Source organism: Streptococcus sp. CF4-3 (assembly GCF_024295385.1).
Taxonomy (GTDB): domain Bacteria; phylum Bacillota; class Bacilli; order Lactobacillales; family Streptococcaceae; genus Streptococcus; species Streptococcus infantis_I.
Map to the genome: position 1 here is coordinate 67,664 of NZ_JANCPN010000006.1, position 17,184 is coordinate 84,847.

General features: G+C 38.5%; 18 protein-coding genes. 5 read left to right on the top strand and 13 right to left on the bottom strand.

Annotated features, from left to right (window positions below):
• Positions 1 to 9: 9 nt before the first annotated feature.
• The 12 genes from NML75_RS06670 to ybeY all read right to left on the bottom strand — a co-directional run bounded on the left by NML75_RS06670 (position 10) and on the right by ybeY (position 9,894).
• Complete coding sequence (locus tag NML75_RS06670) at positions 10 to 966, bottom strand: competence protein CoiA (protein WP_254804284.1); 957 nt, start codon at positions 964 to 966, stop codon at positions 10 to 12.
• Between the two features lie 81 nt (positions 967 to 1,047).
• A complete protein-coding gene (locus tag NML75_RS06675) occupies positions 1,048 to 2,196 on the bottom strand; it encodes a hypothetical protein (protein WP_254804285.1) in 1,149 nt (382 codons plus the stop codon).
• Positions 2,197 to 2,385: 189 nt separating this feature from the next.
• Entirely contained in the window at positions 2,386 to 3,246 is an 861-nt protein-coding gene (gene tehB / locus NML75_RS06680; RefSeq protein WP_049495113.1) for an SAM-dependent methyltransferase TehB, read from the bottom strand.
• Between the two features lie 14 nt (positions 3,247 to 3,260).
• Positions 3,261 to 3,728 (bottom strand): SsrA-binding protein SmpB, encoded by a 468-nt coding sequence (gene smpB, locus NML75_RS06685; protein WP_254804286.1) that lies wholly within the window; start codon positions 3,726 to 3,728, stop codon positions 3,261 to 3,263.
• Positions 3,691 to 6,033, bottom strand: coding sequence for a ribonuclease R (rnr, locus tag NML75_RS06690; protein ID WP_254804287.1), 2,343 nt, complete (start codon positions 6,031 to 6,033; stop codon positions 3,691 to 3,693). The genes smpB and rnr overlap by 38 nt, the downstream gene beginning before the upstream one ends.
• A 98-nt stretch (positions 6,034 to 6,131) precedes the next feature.
• Complete coding sequence (gene secG / locus NML75_RS06695; protein ID WP_000282517.1) at positions 6,132 to 6,365, bottom strand: preprotein translocase subunit SecG; 234 nt, start codon at positions 6,363 to 6,365, stop codon at positions 6,132 to 6,134.
• 39 nt (positions 6,366 to 6,404) lie between these two features.
• Positions 6,405 to 6,554 (bottom strand): 50S ribosomal protein L33, encoded by a 150-nt coding sequence (gene rpmG, locus NML75_RS06700; protein WP_007519517.1) that lies wholly within the window; start codon positions 6,552 to 6,554, stop codon positions 6,405 to 6,407.
• Between the two features lie 83 nt (positions 6,555 to 6,637).
• Positions 6,638 to 7,231: a dephospho-CoA kinase gene (gene coaE / locus NML75_RS06705; protein ID WP_254804288.1), complete on the bottom strand. Its 594-nt coding sequence runs from the start codon at positions 7,229 to 7,231 to the stop codon at positions 6,638 to 6,640.
• A complete protein-coding gene (gene mutM, locus NML75_RS06710; RefSeq protein ID WP_254804289.1) occupies positions 7,231 to 8,055 on the bottom strand; it encodes a DNA-formamidopyrimidine glycosylase in 825 nt (274 codons plus the stop codon). The genes coaE and mutM overlap by 1 nt, the downstream gene beginning before the upstream one ends.
• Positions 8,056 to 8,103: 48 nt before the next feature.
• Positions 8,104 to 9,003, bottom strand: a complete 900-nt coding sequence (gene era, locus NML75_RS06715; RefSeq protein WP_049495102.1) for a GTPase Era — start codon at positions 9,001 to 9,003, stop codon at positions 8,104 to 8,106.
• A 17-nt stretch (positions 9,004 to 9,020) separates the two neighbouring features.
• Positions 9,021 to 9,416 carry a diacylglycerol kinase family protein gene (locus tag NML75_RS06720; protein WP_004252647.1) on the bottom strand — a complete coding sequence of 132 codons (396 nt, stop codon included), beginning with the start codon at positions 9,414 to 9,416 and terminating at the stop codon, positions 9,021 to 9,023.
• Entirely contained in the window at positions 9,397 to 9,894 is a 498-nt protein-coding gene (gene ybeY / locus NML75_RS06725; RefSeq protein WP_254804290.1) for an rRNA maturation RNase YbeY, read from the bottom strand. Before ybeY ends, NML75_RS06720 begins: the two co-directional genes overlap by 20 nt.
• 104 nt (positions 9,895 to 9,998) lie before the next feature.
• On the opposite strand from ybeY, the gene NML75_RS06730 reads away from it, so the two are divergent.
• The gene (locus NML75_RS06730) at positions 9,999 to 11,651 is read left to right on the top strand and encodes an Rqc2 family fibronectin-binding protein (RefSeq protein ID WP_254804291.1); all 1,653 of its coding nucleotides are present in this window, start codon (positions 9,999 to 10,001) and stop codon (positions 11,649 to 11,651) included.
• A 65-nt stretch (positions 11,652 to 11,716) separates the two neighbouring features.
• Positions 11,717 to 12,577 carry a YitT family protein gene (locus NML75_RS06735; RefSeq protein ID WP_178895121.1) on the top strand — a complete coding sequence of 287 codons (861 nt, stop codon included), beginning with the start codon at positions 11,717 to 11,719 and terminating at the stop codon, positions 12,575 to 12,577.
• A 62-nt stretch (positions 12,578 to 12,639) separates the two neighbouring features.
• On the opposite strand, the gene nox is transcribed toward NML75_RS06735, so the two are convergent.
• Complete coding sequence (nox, locus tag NML75_RS06740) at positions 12,640 to 14,019, bottom strand: H2O-forming NADH oxidase (RefSeq protein WP_195184180.1); 1,380 nt, start codon at positions 14,017 to 14,019, stop codon at positions 12,640 to 12,642.
• Positions 14,020 to 14,337: 318 nt separating this feature from the next.
• On the opposite strand from nox, the gene NML75_RS06745 reads away from it, so the two are divergent.
• Genes NML75_RS06745 through NML75_RS06755 form a run of 3 tightly spaced genes read left to right on the top strand, consistent with a single transcriptional unit; the run spans position 14,338 to position 17,153 of the window.
• Positions 14,338 to 15,258 (top strand): FAD:protein FMN transferase, encoded by a 921-nt coding sequence (locus tag NML75_RS06745; RefSeq protein ID WP_254804292.1) that lies wholly within the window; start codon positions 14,338 to 14,340, stop codon positions 15,256 to 15,258.
• A 33-nt stretch (positions 15,259 to 15,291) separates the two neighbouring features.
• Positions 15,292 to 15,897, top strand: coding sequence for an NADPH-dependent FMN reductase (locus NML75_RS06750; RefSeq protein WP_004252640.1), 606 nt, complete (start codon positions 15,292 to 15,294; stop codon positions 15,895 to 15,897).
• A gap of 17 nt (positions 15,898 to 15,914) precedes the next feature.
• Positions 15,915 to 17,153: an NAD(P)H-dependent oxidoreductase gene (locus NML75_RS06755; RefSeq protein ID WP_254804293.1), complete on the top strand. Its 1,239-nt coding sequence runs from the start codon at positions 15,915 to 15,917 to the stop codon at positions 17,151 to 17,153.
• Positions 17,154 to 17,184: the final 31 nt, after the last annotated feature.

A 17,184-nucleotide genomic window follows, 5' to 3' on the forward strand; every position in this document is an offset into this window, starting at 1 on the left:
CCATCCTTTCTATTTTACCATATTTTTCGAGAAATACTGCTGATAAAAGGCAGGTGGATAGAGCTTTTGTTGCTGATTTTGTGGATTCAGTTCATAATAAGCCTGAAAGTATCGATAATAGTCATTAATATCTTGTTTTATTTGGCAGAAAAGCCCTTTTTCTATAGGCCTTACTTGGGGATACCAGTCCTGAATCTTCAAATTTAATAAGTTTTCACCTCTCAAGTAAGCTTGAGCTTGTTGTTTCATCCAATAGGGATTTTGATAGTAGAGCTGTTTTTGAATAAAACGACAAATATTCTTGTCCTGTTCGACCGAAAAAGCAGTTAGCTCTTGCTGCTGATAGGGACTACGTAAAATTTCTAGGAGATTTCCTTTGTCATAAGAAAATTCCTTGACCTGATAATGGAGTTTCCCTTTCAAATCTTGGTGAAGGAGGTACTTGAGCCTCAAAACTTGTCTTTTATGGTCTAACTCCCAAAGATAAAATCCCATATTATTACTAAAATAAAGAAAATCTCTTTGAATTTTAGTTAGTCGCTCTTTTAGCCAGAGCTTTTCTCCCAGTAGCCAAAGAACTTGAATTCCCAAACTTCGATAACCATTGCTTCTCTCCCATAAAAGTTCACAAGAAATAGGACTACACTGAACTTCCAGTGCTAATTGCTTATTGATGAGGATATCTGCGATTTGCTTAAGTTCAGGAATTGGATATTCCATTTCTACTTCAGCATCTTTCTTAGCCCAATTAAAAAGTGACTCCTTATTCTCTAAATGCTCTGGTCCTTCGTTCTCATGATAAAAATCACAACTTTTTAAACTTTCATGCGCAAAATGAGTTCTTACATTTTTTCCTTTTTTCAAGCGAACACTCGTTCCGCAAGCTGGACAATAATAAGCTTGTTTCTTTACTTCATTCTCTAACGCGTTGATTAAATGACCTTTTTTATCTCTAGCTAAAAACATAAACTCTCCTTATCTAATTCATTCGAAAAGAAAGAGAAGAAAAAGGCTGACCAACTCAACCTTTTTTCCATTTATTCTCAACTAATTCAGTTGTTTTCTAATATATTTCTGCAACATGGGAATGAGATTCTGTATTTGATCCTGCTTTATCACCATTACACCATATTCTTGACAACGATGACTGTAAACGGGGTTAATCTTGCCTGAGCAAACAATCATCTTCAAACAATTATCACCCGCAAAATGATTGGCATAAACTTCAAGTTCGTTAATAGCTTCAACTGATAAATCAGTCATTTTACAAGAAATGAAAACTACAGAGTGACCTTTACGAAGAATGACATCAATCTCATTTTGAACATTGTCAGCCTCAGGGAAAATCCCATTCCAGTCAATTTCAGTACCAATCATACATTCATCAAAATACTCTGATTCGAGGGCTAGTAAATAGATATACAATTCTAAAATATGCCCTTTAGTTCGACATAACAGATGTGCTTCTGGTGTTGGGAAGGTATAAGTAACAGTATCTGTTGTTTCCTCTTCTACTTTCAGTAAATTAGCTTTTGTGAACAAAGGAATCAAGCTACTGGGGTAAGAATAATTTTTTCCATTACTCTCCAAAACTTTTGCTGTTTCAGCGTGAAAATCATTTGTTTTTGCTAGTGCAAAGAATTGTGTAATCTGATACCATTTTTCAGGATTTTCGATAGCATATTTGGCCAATTTTTTTATAGCTAGCACTTGCTTTTTAGAATGCTGAGGCCTTCTTGATTTAAGGACTTTTCCACCACGTAAAGCTATCAATTGTTCAATGGATAAACTAGGAATCTCTAACTTTTTATCACAAATCTTACCCCTTTCCCAGGCATACTGCTTTCCTTGTTCAACATCCATAGCAATAATGGGAATACCTTTCTCCAAACCATACTGATATAGAACTATTGCTAATAGATTATCTCCGCCAAAAACATCGATGGTCACTGTCTCAAAATCATTGATAAATACATCTAATTCCTGGCAGGTTTTTTCTAGGTTACATTGTCGAAAATGTACTTGTTTTAAGTGTGGAACTTGTGCCATTAGAAAATGCTTCAAGGATAGCTTTTCTTCCTCAGCGATTTTTCTTGTAGAAAGGTATAAAATCTCATCACAATCACTGACAAAAGCTTGGTAGACATTTTTCTCAATGGTATGACGGTCGTACAGTTCAATTAAAAGACTAGTCATCTTAAGACCTCCTAGACAAAAAAGTCTGAAAGAATAGTGGTCGATCAGAATCGTTTTAAAACTATCACAATTCTGTTTAATTTCATCGACTTCTCCTACTTCTAGTATAGCATAAATTGAGATTTCCCTTTCTTATTAGGGTAAGAAATAAGGAATAGAAAACGACTGCTCTCTATCCCTTTTATTCATTTATTTTACTTTTTTAGCCAACATTGTTGCAAATCGTAGTTGAATACGATTGCCATTCTCATCACGACGGTGGAGATGACCAGGATTTTCATTGTACTTCACTAATTCCCAGTCCTTGTAGTAATTTGCCAGCTCACCCTCTTTGAAGGTAAATGGGAAATTAACGGAACACGGATAATCTTCTGTATCCATAGCACAAACAATCAAATTATAGCCACCGATAGAAGTTTGTTCCTGCATGTTTTTAATAATGTCCGGAATGCGATCTGCTTGTAAAAACATCAGAACAACCGTTGATACGATAAAATCATAAGTTTGTCCAATGCTAGCTGAATTGATATCGTAGATACCGACAGGCATTTCTAAATCTTCTTGCTCCACAATGCTTTGCAAGATTTCAAGAGATAGCTCATTCTGATCTACAGCTGTGACATCAAAGCCATGTTGAGCTAGAAAGAGTGCATTTCTTCCTTGACCACATCCTAGGTCTAGTGCTTTACAAGGTTTCACTGACTGTATAGCTTCTAAAACTTCCGAATGAACTGGATTGCTACTGTATTTCTTAGGGAAATAATCCTCTGCTTTACAATAAAATTCCAAGTACCATTCCACATCTTCTGTGGCAGCTTCTACTCTGTGCCAGGCTTGAGGTTGAGCCATAGGATTATCAGCACCTGCTTCAAAAAAGTGCTCGGCTAAAACTTCCCCGTCTTCAGTCAACTCAATAAACTTAAGAGTGCCTTTTAATACGGTAATCTTCCCCCAGGTTCCGACCTTAGTATTGTGTTTTCTTTGAACAGCCTCTGGCATGGTGTCTTTATTCCAGACAGGCATGCGTTTGTAGGCAACTAGTTTTCCCATATTCTTCACTCTTTCTATCGATGGTTAACAGCTTTCATGACACGCGCAATATCACGATCTTGCTCGCGGCGTTTGATAGATTCACGTTTATCGTAATCATGTTTCCCTCTTGCAAGTCCTAAAAGTAACTTGGCATAGCCATCTTTGATATAAACTTTAAGAGGAACCAAGGTCATACCTGTTCCTTTGGTTTCTTGCTCTAATTTCTGAATTTGTTTTTTATGAAGGAGAAGTTTACGACGACGCTCTGGCTCTTGGTTCCAGATATTGCCCTCTTCATAAGGAGCGATATGGACATTACTCAGCCAAACTTCCCCATTCTTAACCTGGGCAAACCCATCTTTCAGATTGATGCGGGCTGCTCGAACACTCTTGATCTCAGTTCCTGTCAGGACCATTCCTGCTTCTAGCGTATCTACGATTGTATAGTCGTGGTGCGCCTTTTTATTTTGCGCGACGACCTTTCCCTCGCCCTTTGCCATGCTTGGCTCCTTTCTTTACTACTTCTTTGTAAAAAGGTTTCTTGCTTTTTTTCTTCTTGTCTTTTGGAGAATGCTTGCGCTTATCACCTAAGCGACCAGATTTTCTCTTGTCTTCTTTCTTATCTGAACGACGCCCTCTATCCTTACGACCAGAGTCTTTCAAACCTTTTTCAATGACATCAAATTCACTTGGAATAAAGGAGAAATCGATCTCACCAGTCATCTTATCCGCTCTTTCGACACGAATACGTATCTGCTGCCCAACTCGGAAAGTAATTCCTGATTTCTCCCCACGAAGGGTTAAATCACGTTCGTTAAAATGATAAAACTCAGGCAGATTAGTGATGTGAATTAAGCCTTCGACTGTATTTGGCAATTCAACAAAAAGACCAAATTTAACAATACTTGAAATAACTGCATCATACTCTTCACCAACATATTCTTCCATGTATTCAGCTTTTTTCATGGCTTCGACTTCACGCTCTGCTTCGATAGCACGGCGCTCACGGTTGGAAGACTGGGTGGCAATCTCAGGAATGACCTGTTCAAAATGAGCTGCTACTTCTTTAGAACGTCCATAGTCACGAATCATCCGATGAACAAGAAGGTCAGGATAACGACGAATTGGGCTGGTAAAGTGAGTGTAGTAGTCTGCAGCTAATCCATAGTGACCGTGATTATGCTCAGAATAACGAGCCTGCTGCATGGAACGCAGAAGCATCATGGATAATACATCCGCATATGGCTCACCTTCAACAGCACGCATGATGTCTTGAAGTGCTTCTTGACTAATCTCACTGGCAGTTCCATAGATACGTAATCCAAAACTTGAAGCGTAATCAATAAATTTCTGAACTTTTTCAGCTTTAGGTTCCTCATGGATACGATAGATAAAAGGTAGGTCCAGCTTGCTAAAGTGCTCGGCAACTGTTTCGTTTGCAATCAGCATAAAGGACTCAATCATACGTTCAGCAACACCACGATGACGAAGAACAATATCAACTGGCTTGCCTTTTTTATCGACTAAAATCTTAGCTTCATTGGTATCAAAATTTAAAGCACCACGCTTGATTCGCATACTTTCCAAAGTCTCATGGAGCTTAGCCATAAGTTCGATACTAGGAACAATTTTCTTATAGTCTTGTCTCTTCTCCTCGTCACCAGCTAAAATATCATTGACATCACTATAAGTCATACGAAAACTTGTCTTGATAACAGTCTGTGTAATCGTATAATTACGAACACGACCATTTTTATCAATCTCCATAATAGCAGACTGAGTCAAGCGGTCCACTTGAGGGTTAAGAGAACAGATTCCGTTTGAGAGGCGCTCTGGTAGCATTGGAACTACACGGTCTGTCACGTAGACAGAGGTCGCGCGATTGAGAGCTTCCTTGTCAAGAGCAGAACCCTCTGTCACATAGTAGGAGACATCGGCAATGTGAACACCTAGTTCGATATTTCCATTTTTCAATGGTTTGATATGAACAGCGTCATCCAAATCTTTTGCATCTGCTCCATCAATGGTAAAGGTAATTTCATCTCTTAAGTCCAGACGACCTTCCAGATCCTTCTCTGATGGTGCATCCGGAACACTCTCCGCTTCTTTAAGAACAGCTTCTGGAAACTCGGACACAATGTCCATTGATTCCAAGACCTCGAGGACATCAATCCCTGCATCTGTAGAATGTCCAACCACATCTAGGACACTAGCGACAAAGAAATCGTGTTTCTTACTTGGGTACTTATCGATAAAGACCTTGAGAACTTCTGTACCTTCTAATTGAATAGCTGGCTTTTTAACGTAGATTGGTTGACTAATCTTTTGATTTTTTGAACGGATATAACCTGCATACTTGGGTTTTTCCTCATCAAGAACGATTTGACCAACTACCGTCGTCAAACTGTGTTCTAAAATATCAATTATCTTAGCTTCAGCTGCTGTTCCTTTTTGACGATCTGCAACCTTTTTGATCACAATCTCAACAGTATCGCCATCAATGGCATAGTTAACATCATTTTTTCCTACAAAAAGATCGTCTTCCTCGCCTTCAAGACTAACAAAGCCGAAGCCATTTTTATGGGCATGGAAGACCCCTTTTAGGGTAATCTCATGTTTTTTCTTCTGGTCTAAGGTTAGACTACCATCATCTTCAAAGCGAATCTGATGCTTACGTTCCATCAAGGAAAGGGTTTTGATTAACTCACGAAAATCCTTGGATCCATCCTTTCCTAGAGCTTGAGCCAAGTCATTAACTGTGACTCGTCCCTTCTCTTGTAAATATTCTTTTATTTTATCTTTCATGTTTTCTTTCTAGATTTATAATAATTTCTTTTTGGTGTAAAACCTTATTTCTTTTTAAAATAAAAATAGGCAAAGACCTGGTCCCGCCCATTATTTTCTTATCTACTTGATAATACCGTCAATGCTAAGGCAATGGCTAGCCAGAAAAAGACTAAGATTCCTGTCAAACGTTGCATTACGGCTTCAAAACCACGCGCTTTGCTACGTTCAAACAAATCACCTGAGCTGGCATCAAATACATTGCTAGATTGATTTTTAGTTGGTTGCATAAAAATTGCAATCACAATCACAACAGATAATACTAATAAAATGGTTAATAATAGGTTATACATATCAAACTCCTTAAAATCCCTATTATTCTACCATAATTTCTACTTAGATTCAAGATGTAGAGTCACTTTTCTTTCTTTAGGACAATACTTTAAGACTTCAATCTTATCTGGATGTGTTTTGGAGTTCTTACTGGTTAGATAATTCATGCTGCCACAAGAGGAGCATTTTAGATTAATTTTTACACGCACTAGATTTTTTGTATTTGATACTATTTCAATCTAAGATGATTTGAACAAACAATACCAAAATTCTCCTTCCTAACAATGTTAATTTATAGACACATTTCTTCAAGCAACTGAACTACTTGAGCTATCAACTGTTCCTGATTTCCATTATTGTCTAGACTGTGACTAGCCAGACTAATTTTTCTTTCTAAAGGCCATTGAGAGTTTAAACGGGATTCAGCTGCTTCTTTTGAAAGTTGGTCTCGTTTCATTAATCGCTCCAATTGAACATCACGATTTACATAGACTAACCAAGTTTCGTCAAACCATGAAGCATAGTTCTGCTCAAAAAGTAGGGGGATATCCATGAAAAAGAGAGCTTCTGTCTGAGCAAACTGATTTCGTAATGCAGCTAACTCCTCACGAATAATCTCACCTTGAGTTCTCTTAGACCATTCTTGCTCTTCAGGATTTGAAAAAATAAGGCTAGCAAGTAAGGGACGATTCAGTTCACCATTTTCAAGAAGGACCTTCTCCCCAAAATGCTCCACTAAAACCTGATAGAGTCGTCCACCAGGTTTTTGTAGTTGGTGGACGACTGCATCCGCATCTACAACTTGAAACCCTTTTTGTCTTAAAAATTCTGTGACAGTGGACTTACCTGACGCAATACCACCAGTAATTCCGATTATTTTTCCCATCACTTCCTCCTTTGACACTTAGGACAAAAGTGGGTTCCACGACCACCTAATTGAATTTTTTCGATGATGGTTTCACAACGCGAACAAGCTTGACCTGCCTTGTCATATACTTGATGGAATTCCTGCATGGTGCCATCTTCTCCAAATGCATTGGTATAGGTGCGAATGGTTGAACCACCCTTTTCAACCGCCTGACCTAAAACATTGATCGTTTCATCATGGACTTTTCTAGCCTCTTGTGCTGTTAAACTATTAGAGGTTCTAGAAGGATGGACTTTCGCTCTCCAAAGAACTTCATCAACATAGATATTTCCCAACCCTGCAACCAAAGTCTGGTCGAGAAGATGCGATTTGATTGGTTTTTTAGATTTTTTCAAGGCAAGTTTAAAACTCCCTAAATCAAAATCCTGCTCAGTCGGTTCCGGACCAAGTTTTTTTGAAATAAAGTAAGAATCCAAGAGTTCGGGTGCTAACAGTTCCAAGGTACCAAATTTACGGACATCCTCATAGACTAAAGTCCCTCCATCCTCAAAATGAATCAAAACATGGGCGTGTTTACGTTCTGGAACTTGGTCTGGGTAATAAAAATACTTGCCTTCCATTCTCAAATGTGAGATAAGGACTTTATCAGATAAATAGAAAAGTAGATACTTGCCACGACGTCCAATTGATTGAATGACTTGACCAGGCATTTCCTTCTGAAATTCAGGCAAATCAGTTTTAATCATCTTGGGGTAACGAATGTCAATGTATGAAATCTTCTTCCCCAGAATTAATTTTTCCAGACCACGTCGGACAGTCTCAACTTCTGGTAATTCAGGCATAGCTCCTCCTTTTCTAAAAACAAGAAGCAGGCTACTGCCCACCTCTTCTTAATATTCTTTTTCGTTGTAACCAAAATCAGCAAGATCTAATTTCTTATCGCGCCAATTTTTCTTGACTTTGACCCATGTTTCTAGGAAGACCTTGTCCCCTAGCATGAGTTCGATATCTTTACGAGCCATGGTACCAATTTTCTTGAGCATAGCACCACCTTTACCAATGATAATCCCTTTTTGGCTATCACGCTCAACCATAATAGTTGCTCGGATATGAACTTTATCGGTTTCCTCATCTCGTTTCATAGAATCAACCACTACTGCAACTGAGTGTGGAATTTCCTCACGCGTTAAGTGTAACACTTTTTCACGAATCATCTCTGATACTAGGAAACGTTCTGGGTGATCGGTGATTTGATCTGACGGGAAATATTGGAAACCTTCCTCTAAGTTTTCGCTCAAAATATCGATCAAACGCGAAATATTATTTCCTTGTAGAGCTGAAATCGGTACAATTTCCTTAAAGTCCATCTGATTACGGAAATCATCGATTTGAGCCAAAAGTTGGTCTGGGTGCACCTTGTCAATCTTGTTTACCACGAGAATGACTGGTACTTTAGCAGCCTTGAGGCGTTCGATGATCATATCGTCGCCCTTCCCGCGTGGTTCATCTGCTGGAACCATGAAGAGAACTGTATCGACTTCACGAAGAGTGCTATAGGCAGACTCAACCATGAAGTCTCCAAGGGCAGTCTTAGGCTTATGAATCCCTGGGGTATCGATAAAGACGATTTGTTCCTTATCCGTGGTGTAGATTCCCATAATCTTGTTGCGCGTTGTCTGCGCCTTATCACTCATGATGGCAATCTTTTGCCCCATGACATGATTCAAAAAAGTTGACTTCCCAACATTGGGACGTCCTAAAATGGCTACAAAGCCTGATTTAAATGTCATAGTTACCTCTATAATGTTTAAAATAGCAAATCCCAAATCCTAGGGATGAAAATAATAAGTCCAGTCACTGCAGCAAATAAAGACACTACAAGAACTGCACCTGCAGCCATGTCTTTAGCCTTCTTTGCAAGCATATCGAAGTGATAATGGCTAGCCAAATCCACTACATTCTCTATAGCAGAATTCAAAATCTCAAAAGCGATTACTAAAAAAATGCTTAATAGGAGAAAGAGCCATTCAATTCTGGAAACTTGAAAAACAATGCCTGCAAGTAGAACTAAGAGAGAAGTCACTGCATGCTTTCTCATATTACGCTCTTCTTTTATAGCAGTAAAAATACCTGTCAGGGCAAAATCTAAACTTGAGAGCAAGTCGCGATTCTTCCATTTTCGTTTATTGTCTTGTGAGTCCATAGGCTGTTAAAATTTCTTCTTGTAAACCGAACATCTCCGCTTCTTCTTCCGGAGTGTAGTGATCATAACCGTTTATGTGTAAAAAACCGTGCACAGCTAAAAAGCCCATTTCACGTTCGAAACTATGACCGTACTCTTCAGCTTGCTCATGCGCTTTATCAATTGAAATAAATAACTCGCCGATATAAGAATCAAATTCTGACATCATTTCTGCTAAATCAGGATCTTCTGCCAAATCATCTTCGTCAAAGGTAATCTCTAATTCAGGTTTGTATTCAAGACTAATAACGTCTGTTGGACGATCAGTATCACGAAACTCTAGATTGAGTTCATGACTGCGTTCATTGGTCACGAAAGTGACTGCCATTTCCTTGTCTTCTTTTCCAATCGTTTTCGCAGCAAATTCCAAAATTTCTTGTGTTTGCTTTAAAATTTCTTCAGAAACCTGACCAGTTTCATCTACCATTTCAATATACATGTGCTTCTCGATTCTCTTTACTTGGCTTTATTATACCATATTTCTATGATTTTATTCTACCTTTTTGATATAATACTATGGAATACATTCATAAGGAGAGAACCATGTCATTTGATGGATTTTTTTTACACCACATGGTTGAGGAATTGCGAGCTGAACTACTAAACGGTCGCATTCAAAAAATTAATCAACCCTTTGACCAAGAATTGGTCTTACAAATCCGTAGCAATCGCCAAAGTCATCGTCTGCTCCTTTCTGCTCACCCTGTTTTTGGACGCATCCAGTTGACAGAAACGACCTTTGAAAACCCTGCTCAACCTTCTACCTTTATCATGGTTTTGAGGAAATATTTACAGGGTGCTGTTATCGAGTCTATCGAGCAGATTGAAAACGATCGAATCGTTGAAATCACTGTTTCTAACAAAAATGAGATCGGAGACGATATTCAAGCCACCCTCATAATCGAGATTATGGGTAAACATAGTAATATTCTCCTTGTAGATAAGTCTAGCAACAAAGTTCTTGAGGTTATCAAACACATTGGTTTCTCTCAAAATAGTTACCGTACACTCCTACCTGGTGCAACGTACTTAGCACCACCAAGTACGGAGGCTCTCAATCCTTTTACCATCAAGGATGAAAAACTTTTTGAAATCCTACAAACACAGGAATTGACAGCTAAAAATCTTCAAGGTCTCTTTCAAGGACTAGGTCGTGATACGGCAATTGAATTAGAAAATTTATTAACTGATGATAGGCTGTCTAATTTTCGTGACTTTTTTAAGCAAGAAACCAACCCATGCTTAACGGATAAGTCTTTTTCTTGTGTCCCTTTTTCAACTAAAATTGAAGGACATTTTTCAAGCTTATCTCAACTTCTTGATGTTTTTTACAAAGATAAGGCAGAACGTGATCGTGTCAAACAGCAGGCTAGTGAACTCATTCGTCGTGTTGAAAATGAACTACAAAAAAATCGCCAAAAACTGAAGAAACAAGAAAAAGAACTTCAAGCTACCGAAAATGCTGAAGAATTCCGTCAAAAAGGCGAGTTACTAACGACTTTCCTTCATCAAGTTCCAAACGACCAAGACCAAGTAATCTTGGATAACTACTACACCAATCAACCTATCACAATTTCTCTCGATAAAGCTTTAACACCAAACCAAAATGCTCAAAAATACTTCAAACGTTATCAGAAGTTAAAAGAGGCTGTCAAATACCTGACTGATCTAATTGAAGAAACCAAGGCTACCATTCTTTATCTGGAAAGCGTCGAAACAGTCCTCAACCAAGCTGGACTAGATGAAATTGCTGAAATTCGTGAAGAATTAATTCAAACAGGCTTTATTAGAAGACGCCAACGCGAGAAAATTCAAAAGCGTAAAAAGCCAGAGAAATATCTAGCTAGCGATGGTAAAACCATTATTCTCGTTGGACGAAACAATCTTCAAAACGAAGAGTTGACCTTTAAAATAGCACGCAAAGAGGAACTTTGGTTCCATGCTAAGGATATACCAGGAAGCCACGTTGTCATCTCAGGAAATCTGAATCCTTCTGACGAAGTCAAGACGGATGCTGCAGAACTAGCTGCCTACTATTCGAAAGGACGCCTTTCCAATCTCGTTCAAGTTGATATGATTGAGGTTAAAAAGCTTAATAAACCAACTGGTGGAAAACCTGGATTTGTGACTTATACCGGTCAAAAAACGCTTCGTGTCACACCTGATTCTGAGAAAATTGAATCCATGAAATTGTAATAAAACTTTTGTAGTCAAACTCTCACTACTTTACTTTTGCACAAATAAATATAGGAGGGAGCTCTATGCTTCGGCATATTAAATCAACTGTAACTATTATTTTCGGAGCTGCTATTTTCGCCTTCGGACTTACCTATTTTGTTGTTCCACATCACTTGTTCGAAGGTGGAGCAACAGGGATAACCTTGATTACCTATTACCTCTTTAACATCCCTATTTCGCTGATGAATATCTTGATTAATATCCCTCTCTTCTTACTAGCTTGGAAAATATTTGGACTAAGATCACTATATTCCAGTCTACTTGGAACCATCGCTGTCTCCGTCTGGTTAGCTATCTTTGAGAAGATTCCTCTTCAGTTTAACCTTGAAGGAGATCTCGTTGTGGTTGCTTTAGTAGCTGGTGTCCTCCTAGGTGTTGGACTTGGTGTTATTTTCAATGCGGGTGGAACAACTGGTGGTACTGATATCGTCGCTCGTATCCTTAATAAATACACCAATATCTCTGTTGGAAAATTGCTTTTTGGACTTGATTTTCTGATTCTAATGTTGATTTTAATCATCTTCCAAGACCTACGTCTTGTAACCTATACTCTCTTATTTGACTTCATCGTTTCAAGAGTTATTGACTTAATCGGTGAGGGTGGATATGCTGGAAAAGGATTTATGATTATCACTCAAAAACCGATGGAATTAGCCGATAAAATTAACGAAGAACTCGGTCGTGGTGTTACCTTTATCTCAGGACAAGGCTACTATAGCAAAAAGGACTTAAAGATTATTTACTGTATTGTCGCAAGAAATGAAATTGTCAAGATGAAAGAAATGATTCATACAGTTGATCCGATGGCCTTTATCACTATCACGGAAGCTCACGAAATCCTTGGAGAAGGGTTTACTTTCCCAGCAAGAGACGAGGTTTCTTAACCTAAAAATAAAAAAAGTAACTTCAATTATTGAAGTTACTTTTTTTATTGTCATATTATCAATTATTTTTCAGCTGTAAGAGCAGCCATTGTGATGTAGTTGTATGGTTTGTTGAAGTGTGGCAAGAAGAATAGGTCAGTCAATGCCAACTTGTCGATTGTTACATGTTCTTGGATAGCAAGTGAGAACATGTGGATAGCCATAGAGATTGCAGAATCACGAGATACCATTTGAGCACCAAGGATTTCACGGCTGTCTTTATCAAAGACAATCTTGATAGCTACTTCATGGTTGTCATGTTTCATGAATTCTGGTTTTTGAAGGTCGTTAAATCCAGTTTCAGTAGCATTGTAACCAGCTGCTTTAGCTTTTTCAAGTGTCAAACCAGTTGAAACCATGTGAAGACCATAGATTGAGATACCGTTTGATCCTTGAACACCAATTCCTTCAAGCTCATGTCCACATGCATTGTAAGCACCTACAATACCAGTACGAACAGCGTTTGATGCAAGGGCAATGTAGCTAGTGTCTTTACGAGCGTTGTCATAAACAGTCGCACAGTCACCAACAGCGTATACACCTGGGATTGAAGTTTCTTGTTTCTTGTCTACAAGGAAAGCACCGTTACGGAAGAGTTCGATCTTACCGTCAGCAAGAGCTGTGTTTGGACGGAAACCAACTGCAAGAACAACCATATCCACATCAAATGTTTCTTTATCAGTGATCAAGCGTTCAACTTTTCCTTCGCCCTCGATAGCTTTAACTGTTTGACCAAGTGCCAAACGGATGTTGTGGTCTTCCAAGTTTTTAGCCATCATTTGTGTGAAGTCTTTGTCATAGTATCCGTTCAATACTGTGTCAACGATATCAACAAGGACAACTTCTTTTCCAAGACGTTCAAAAGCTTCTGCAAGCTCAACACCGATATAACCACCACCTACAACAGCGATGCGCTCAAGGTGTTTGCTCTTATCAGCAAGTTTGTTGATAACTTCTTCAGCATTTTGGTACAATTTAACGAATTGTACGTTTTCAAGAGTTGCTTTGAACTCACGGTTACCTTTAACAATTTCAACACCTTCGATTGGTGGCAAGATTGGAGTTGAACCAGTAGCGAAGATCAATTTATCATAAGATTCTTTGTGTTCTTTACCGTCAACTTCTGCAGTAACAACTTTGTTGTCGTAGTCGATTGAAAGAACTGGTGAGTTCATATAAACTTTAGCACCTTTTGCTTCCAATTTTTCTTTGTCAGAGTAGAACAAACCTTCAGGTCCGTCAATTTGTTCACCGATCCAAAGTGCCATTCCGCATCCAAGGAATGAAATGTTTGAGTTTTGGTCAAATACAACGATTTCGTTTTCGTTTCCAAAATTATCCAACATAGTGTTGATACATGCAGTTCCAGCGTGGTTAGCACCCACAACTACGATTTTACTCATAAGATAAATCCTACCTTTATTTTTTTATTTACCTTTCAAGTATACCATTATCTGTGAACGTTTTCAAGACTTTTAACTAGTTTGATGCTATTTAAGAAAGTTTTTGAAAGATATATTAATTTGTTTTCAAAGGGTCCTCATTGATTTGGAGGTGTTTTTAATTTTTTAAGCATATTTCTTGACTTTTTGTAAAAAATGATTTGTGAAAACGCTGACTTTATGATATTCTATTTATATGGAAATAAATTATAAATTCTTAATTTCTTATTCATTCAAGATTTGTAGCTATTTCCGAGTGATTTGAAGGGAGCTGATTCTTTGCCTCTTAGTTCATTATCTGAGAGATTAATGGGAACTACGATTACTATTTCCTTAGTACATGAACAAGCCGATAATCTTCTCCGTCAAGCTTTTGATTTGCTCAAGGAACTTGAATTCCGCTTCAATGCTAACAGTACTGAATCCGAATTAATGGAAATTAACTATCAGGCAGGTATTGCCCCAGTTAAGGTCCACACTGATTTATTTGAACTGATTTCATTAGGTCTAGAACACAGTCTAGCACCTAAAAGTCATCTCAATATTAGTATCGGGCCTTTGGTTCAAACCTGGCGTATTGGTTTTTCCGATGCAAAGGTTGCAAGCCCTGAAGAAATTGCTTCAGTCTTACCACTAATAGACCCTCATTTTATTAAACTCGATTCAGTCAATTCTACGGTTTTCCTAGAGAAAAAGGGAATGAAAATTGACTTAGGGTGTTTAGCAAAGGGGTACAGTGCAGATAAAGTTGCAGCTTTCTTAAAAGAAAACGGCGTCACTTCTGCTCTTATCAATCTTGGAGGAAACATCCTCACAATTGGGAACAACCAATCAAAAGATGGACGTCCATGGCAAATCGGCATTCAAGACCCAAATAATCCACGAGGTAAGCACCTGATGACCTTGTCTATTACTGGAAAATCAGTTGTTACATCTGGGATTTATGAACGGCATCTTGAAATCAACGGCAAGGATTATCATCATATTTTTGATAGTGAGACAGGTTATCCCATTGAAACGGATTTAGCCAGTTTAACCATTGTATCTGACCGCTCTGTTGACGGCGAGATATGGACCACACGTTTGTTTGGAGAGCGAAGCGCCTCTATTATGTGGCAAGTCGAAAATATTGATGGTATCGAAGCCATTCTCATTTATAAAGATGGACATGTCGCTTGTTCATCTGGTATCCAACGGTAATTAATTAATAATGCAAAAGAGAAAGGAAAGCCCATGCTTAAACTTATTGCTATTGTAGGAACAAACTCAAAACGTTCCACAAACCGCCAACTGCTTCAATATATGCAGAAACACTTTGCTGACAAAGCAGAAATCGAATTGGTAGAAATTAAAGATCTGCCTGTATTTAACAAACCAGCTGACAAACAAATCCCAGCTGAAGCTACGGAAATCGCTGCTAAAATCGAAGCTGCTGATGGAGTTATTATCGGTACACCTGAATACGACCACTCAATCCCAGCTGTTCTTATGAGCGCTCTTGCTTGGATTTCATATGGTGTATTCCCACTTTTGAACAAACCTGTTATGATTACAGGTGCTTCATATGGTACACTCGGTTCATCACGTGCTCAATTGCAACTTCGTCAAATTCTTAATGCTCCTGAAATCAAAGCAAATGTTCTCCCAGATGAATTCTTGCTTTCACATTCTCTTCAAGCATTTGATCAAAATGGTGACTTGGTAGATCTTGATGTCATCAAGAAATTGGATGCCATCTTTGATGACTTCCGTATCTTTGTTAAAGTTACTGAGAAATTGCGTAACGCACAAGAGCTTCTTCGCAAAGATGCTGAAGATTTTGATTGGGAAAATTTGTAAGATAGGAGATCAAAAGAATGAAATTTGTTGGACTTGTTGGATCAAACTACGATCAATCATATAACCGCAAACTCTTGGAGTTCATCCGCCGTCAGTTTAAATTTAAATTTGAACTAGAAGTTTTGGAGATCGATGAAGTTCCAATGTTTAACCAAGATGAAAAATGGGACGAGAGCTTCCAGTTGCGCCTTCTTTACAACAAAATTACTCGAGCTGATGGTGTGATTATTGCTACTCCAGAGCACAACCACACTATTTCTGCTTCACTTAAGTCAGTCCTTGAATGGCTTTCATACGAAGTTCATCCATTTGAAAACAAACCAGTTATGATTGTGGGTGCTTCATATTATGACCAAGGTACTTCACGTGCTCAAGTTCACCTTCGTAAAATTCTTGATGCACCAGGAGTAAATGCCTACACATTACCAGGTAATGAGTTCCTTCTTGGAAAAGCCAAAGAAGCTTTTGATGCAAACGGAAATATTATTAACGAAGGAACTGTTAAATTCCTTGAAACTTGCTTAGATAACTTTGTCAAATACGTAGGAGTCGTATCTAATTTGAAAAAACCAAAACCAATTGAACCAGAAGACTTGGATTGTGGAAAACCAATTGCCACAACTATTACTGAAGTTGACCCTGATGATCCAGAATGGGTAGAAAAAGTTGCAGAAATTACAGGTGCTGTTTCAGGTGATACATACGTTAAACTTGACCATGGTATCCTTACAGTTAATCAAATCGATATGTTCTTGAAAGCTATGCCTTTTGAATTGACATATGCTGATGATAATAACCAATTCCTCTACTACAACAACGCTCATCAAGATCCAGAAACAATGTTTGCGAAACGTGTACCACCTCAATCTGGTAGCCGTATGTCAACAGTTCACGGATCACTTCCACCTGCACGTATGAAGAACGTTGAGTGGGTTATTGGTACGCTTCGCAATGGCAACCAAGAATACGTACGTACAATTGTTCCTGGTTCTCCAGCAGGTGTTATCAATACTCACAACTACCAAGCTATGTACTATCCTGATGGATCATATGCTGGTATTAATGAAATTGTCTTTAACTTCCAACCATGGCTTGACTGGTACTTGAAAGAAACTGGTCAACGTTTGGTAGGCGGTAGCGGACCTTTCGCTCCTGCTGCAGGTCATGGTGATGCAGATGCTACTTCTGGCGCTTCTGACTCAGCCGATGGCGGCCACGGTGGTGGCGCAGATGCTACTTCTGGTGCTAGTAACTAATAACTAACAAAAAGGAACCATTTTGGGTTCC

Bases quoted from the DNA above. Each gene is read 5' to 3' on its own strand.
- NML75_RS06670 (WP_254804284.1), bottom strand. From the start codon at position 966: ATGTTTTTAGCTAGAGATAAAAAAGGTCATTTAATCAACGCGTTAGAG.
- NML75_RS06675 (WP_254804285.1), bottom strand. From the start codon at position 2,196: ATGACTAGTCTTTTAATTGAACTGTACGACCGTCATACCATTGAGAAA.
- tehB (WP_049495113.1), bottom strand. From the start codon at position 3,246: ATGGGAAAACTAGTTGCCTACAAACGCATGCCTGTCTGGAATAAAGAC.
- smpB (WP_254804286.1), bottom strand. From the start codon at position 3,728: ATGGCAAAGGGCGAGGGAAAGGTCGTCGCGCAAAATAAAAAGGCGCAC.
- rnr (WP_254804287.1), bottom strand. From the start codon at position 6,033: ATGAAAGATAAAATAAAAGAATATTTACAAGAGAAGGGACGAGTCACA.
- secG (WP_000282517.1), bottom strand. From the start codon at position 6,365: ATGTATAACCTATTATTAACCATTTTATTAGTATTATCTGTTGTGATT.
- coaE (WP_254804288.1), bottom strand. From the start codon at position 7,231: ATGGGAAAAATAATCGGAATTACTGGTGGTATTGCGTCAGGTAAGTCC.
- mutM (WP_254804289.1), bottom strand. From the start codon at position 8,055: ATGCCTGAATTACCAGAAGTTGAGACTGTCCGACGTGGTCTGGAAAAA.
- era (WP_049495102.1), bottom strand. From the start codon at position 9,003: ATGACATTTAAATCAGGCTTTGTAGCCATTTTAGGACGTCCCAATGTT.
- NML75_RS06720 (WP_004252647.1), bottom strand. From the start codon at position 9,416: ATGGACTCACAAGACAATAAACGAAAATGGAAGAATCGCGACTTGCTC.
- ybeY (WP_254804290.1), bottom strand. From the start codon at position 9,894: ATGTATATTGAAATGGTAGATGAAACTGGTCAGGTTTCTGAAGAAATT.
- NML75_RS06730 (WP_254804291.1), top strand. From the start codon at position 9,999: ATGTCATTTGATGGATTTTTTTTACACCACATGGTTGAGGAATTGCGA.
- NML75_RS06735 (WP_178895121.1), top strand. From the start codon at position 11,717: ATGCTTCGGCATATTAAATCAACTGTAACTATTATTTTCGGAGCTGCT.
- nox (WP_195184180.1), bottom strand. From the start codon at position 14,019: ATGAGTAAAATCGTAGTTGTGGGTGCTAACCACGCTGGAACTGCATGT.
- NML75_RS06750 (WP_004252640.1), top strand. From the start codon at position 15,292: ATGCTTAAACTTATTGCTATTGTAGGAACAAACTCAAAACGTTCCACA.
- NML75_RS06755 (WP_254804293.1), top strand. From the start codon at position 15,915: ATGAAATTTGTTGGACTTGTTGGATCAAACTACGATCAATCATATAAC.